The 3,686-nt window shown below is 63.6% G+C and carries 4 protein-coding genes; all 4 read left to right on the top strand.

From position 1 onward, the window contains the following. Positions 1-370 (top strand): FixH family protein (locus tag ACIQ17_RS31980; RefSeq protein ID WP_398473560.1); only part of this gene is annotated, 370 nt, incomplete at its 5' end. Positions 371-378: 8 nt separating this feature from the next. After that, on the top strand, positions 379-552 hold the full coding sequence (ccoS, locus tag ACIQ17_RS31985) for a cbb3-type cytochrome oxidase assembly protein CcoS (RefSeq protein ID WP_398473562.1): 174 nt from the start codon (positions 379-381) through the stop codon (positions 550-552). Between the two features lie 165 nt (positions 553-717). Further along, a complete protein-coding gene (locus ACIQ17_RS31990) occupies positions 718-2,268 on the top strand; it encodes a GMC family oxidoreductase (protein WP_398473564.1) in 1,551 nt (516 codons plus the stop codon). A gap of 8 nt (positions 2,269-2,276) precedes the next feature. Continuing rightward, positions 2,277-3,443: a M20 family metallopeptidase gene (locus ACIQ17_RS31995; RefSeq protein ID WP_398473565.1), complete on the top strand. Its 1,167-nt coding sequence runs from the start codon at positions 2,277-2,279 to the stop codon at positions 3,441-3,443. Positions 3,444-3,686 lie beyond the last annotated feature (243 nt).

Below are 3,686 nucleotides of genomic sequence, written 5' to 3' on the forward strand. Positions count from 1 at the left end.
CACGGAAGTGGACAGTCCCTATGCTGCCAGCCTCGCTTACGGCAACGAGATCGAGGCTGCCCGCGCACAGGCGACGCGTGGCTGGGCGGTTGTCGCGCATGTCGCGCGTGACGGTGATGGTGGCGCTTCGGTGCGCGTCGAGGCGAGGGACCGTGATGGCAGGCCGCTCACCGATGTCGTGTTCACCGGGCGGCTCGAGCGGCCGGCTGATCGTCGCTCCGATCAGGCGGTCGAACTGGCTGCCATCGGCGGCGCCGTCTTTCGCGGCCGCGTCGCACAGCTTGCTGCCGGGCAATGGGATCTGGTGCTGGAAGGTGATCACAAGGGCGAGCGCGTCTTTCTTTCGCGCAACCGCGTCATCCTGAAATAGGCCGCGCCATGCAGTCGCTCGTCTATCTCATCCCGCTGGCGCTGGCGCTTGGAGGTCTCGGTCTCTGGGGTTTTCTATGGTCGCTCAGATCCGGCCAGTATGACGATCTTGAAGGCGCCGGCTGGCGCGCCATTCTCGATGACGACGAGGCGCCGCCTCCGCCGCCGCGAAGGGCGGGTTGAGCGAAGCGATACCCATTCTGCAATCTTGCGCGCTTCGGTTGTGTGGCGTGTGCGCCGCGGCCGCTGGGCGTTCCGTCCATGCATCCGGAATAGTTCTTGCAAACGAGATGGCATCGCATGACGCTCCGTCATGTGGCGTGACTCGTTCTGGAAGAAGCGACCTTGATGTATGATGTGATCGTTGTCGGCGGCGGCTCGGCCGGCGCTGCCATTGCTGCCCGTCTCACCGAAAATCCCGCCACGCGTGTGCTGTTGCTCGAAGCCGGCCTTGACTGGCGTGCAGCCGAGGCGCCGTGGGAAGTCACGACGGCCAATCCGATTCCGATCATTCACCAGCGTGAATATCAGGAAAAGTGGCAATGGCCCGATCTGCATTCGCGCCGCGTCGCCGGGCAGGACCAGCGCTTCTACTGGCGCGGTAAGGGCCTCGGCGGCTCCTCCATGATGAACGGCCAGATCGCCATTCGCGGCGTCGCCGATGCGTTCGACGAATGGGCCGATCTCGGCTGCACCGGCTGGTCGGCGAAAGAGATCATGCCGTTGTTCTCGGTGATCGAGGACGATGAGGAGCGCGGCGACGAGCCCGGCCATGGCCGCGGCGGTCCGCTGCCCGTGTATCGCGCCCCGCCGGAGACGTGGGGCCCGATCGACAAGGGCCTGCGCGATGCCGCGCTGGCCTCGGGCTACAAATGGTGCGACGACGTCAACGGTCCGGATGGCGAAGGCGTTGCCTGCTATCCCATCAACAGCCGCAACCTGCGCCGTATCTCGACAAACGAAGGTTATCTTGAGCCCGCCCGCGGTCGTGCCAATCTCGAAATCCGCGGCCATGCGCTGGTCGATCGCGTGATCATGTCGGATGGACGGGCCACCGGTGTCGCTGTTCACATCGAAGGGCAGGGGACGCAGGAGATTTCGGCGCGCGAGATCGTGCTGTGCGGCGGCGCGATCCACAGTCCGGCAATCCTGCTGCGTTCGGGCATCGGCCCGGCGGCCGATCTGCAGGCGATGGGCATTGCGGTCGAACGTGATTTGCCTGTGGGCCAGCATTTCTTCGATCACCCGCTCTTTCGCCCGCTGATCAAGATGCGCGATGACGTCGCGCCAAAAGATCGCGATACCCGTCATACCAATTGCTGCGTCACTTATTCGTCCGGCCTCGATGACGGTCGCCGCGACATGATCTTCGTGGCGTTCAACCATCGCGGCATCGGCAATCCCGGCGCCATCGGTGCCGGTCTCTATCGTGCCTATTCGCGGGGGACGCTGAAACTGGCATCGCGCGACGCATCCATCGATCCGGGCGTCGAGGAAAACATGCTGGCCGATCCGCGCGACATGGCCCGCATGGTCGATGCAGTGAAGCGGCTTGCCGTCATCACCGCGCAGCCCGCGCTGACTGACATCGCCGAATGGATCGCCGTTTCCGACGGTGGTCTGACGTTGCAGCAGGCTGCGGCACTGCCGACGTCCGAAATCGAGGCCATGCTGCGCCGTGAGACCGGCGACATCCAGCACGCTGCTGGCACCTGCCGCATGACCGGGTTCGATCGCCATGATGGCGTCGTCAATCCCGATGGCACCGTCAAAGGCATCAGGGGCCTGCGCGTTGCAGACGCCTCGATCATGCCGGCTGATTGCCGCGCCAATACCCATTTCACCACAGTGGTGATCGGCGAGAAGATCGCGCGCCTGATGCGCGCAGAGACCAAGTAAGGATTTCCATGTCGTCCAATTCCGAAGCCCTGGTTGTCGAATGGCTGGCCTCACAGAGGCAATCGATGATCGACCTGCTGCGCGATGTCGTGAACATCGATTCCGGCTCCTATGACAAAGCCGGCGTCGATGCGGTGGGCGAGCGCTTTCAGCAGCATTTTGTCGAGCACGACATCGAGACCTGGCGAGAGCCGAACGATGTCTATGGTGACGCCGTCCATGCCGTCGTGGCCAAGCCCGGCAGTAACGAGAAGCCGGTCCTGCTGCTCGGCCATCGCGATACCGTTTTTCCGAAGGGCGAGGTCGCCAAGCGGCCCTTCACCATTAAGGACAACAAGGCCTATGGTCCCGGCGTGGCCGACATGAAGGCCGGCGTCGTCATCAATGTCTTCGTCGCCGCGGCGCTGAAGAAATTCGATGCCGCTCCGCATCCCATCAAGGTGCTGATCACCGGCGACGAGGAGATCGCCTCGCGTGCGTCGCGGCCGATCATCGAGCGCGAAGGCCGCGCCGCCCGTGCCGTCTACAATTCGGAGCCGGGGCGCCCGTCCGGCAACGTCGTCACCGGCCGCAAGGGTGGCGTGTTCATGCGCTTCGAGGTGTTCGGCAAGGCCGCCCATTCCGGCAACAACTTTGCCGTCGGCGTCAGTGCCATCGGCGAACTCGCGCACAAGATCGTGCAGATCCACGCGCTCACAAACATGGACAAGGGCATCACGCTGAATGTCGGCCTGATCTCCGGCGGCCAGTCGGTGAACACCACGGCGCCCTATGCGTCCGGTGAGATTGATTTCCGCTATGTCGAGCCGGCCGATCGGGCCGTCATCATGGGGGCGATCGAGACGATCATCGCGACATCCACCGTGCCCGGCACGACCGCGAAACTGCATGTCGATGGCGAGTTCCTGCCGCTGGTCCAGGATGCCGCGGCAAAAGCGATGTTCCAGACCTATCAGGCGGCAGCCGTTGATTCCGGTCTCACGACGCTGGACGGCGAATTCGCCGGTGGCTGCGCCGACTCCGGCTTCACGGCCAGCATGGGTACCGCGACCCTGTGCGGTCTTGGCCCCGTCGGCGGCAATGTTCATACCGATCTGGAGTGGCTCGATATCGACAGCATCGTTCCACGCGCCCAGACGCTGGCTCGCGCGATCCTGCGATCGGAAGTCTCATGATGATTTCCTGCGATCAATTCAGCCGGGGGTTGCTTAATCGTCGAAATCAACCATTATGCGCGGCGCTAGGTCGCGACCTTTTGTCAAAAAAGTGTCACATAAGCTTTGCCCTGTCCCGTAACTGGGCTACCGTTCTTCCCGTGCCGTTGCCGCAGAAGCAGCGCGCGCCCTTTCCACGTCGGCCGAATGGCCGCCAGGAGTCGGCCCCAAGCCGATACCCCTAGATACTGACGCCGAGGAAAT

This window comes from Tardiphaga sp. (assembly GCF_044340795.1).
GTDB lineage: Bacteria > Pseudomonadota > Alphaproteobacteria > Rhizobiales > Xanthobacteraceae > Tardiphaga.

What these genes read in the sequence shown, in the direction of transcription:
- ccoS (WP_398473562.1), top strand. Translation starts at nt 379, where the DNA reads ATGCAGTCGCTCGTCTATCTCATCCCGCTGGCGCTGGCGCTTGGAGGT.
- ACIQ17_RS31990 (WP_398473564.1), top strand. Translation starts at nt 718, where the DNA reads ATGTATGATGTGATCGTTGTCGGCGGCGGCTCGGCCGGCGCTGCCATT.
- ACIQ17_RS31995 (WP_398473565.1), top strand. Translation starts at nt 2,277, where the DNA reads ATGTCGTCCAATTCCGAAGCCCTGGTTGTCGAATGGCTGGCCTCACAG.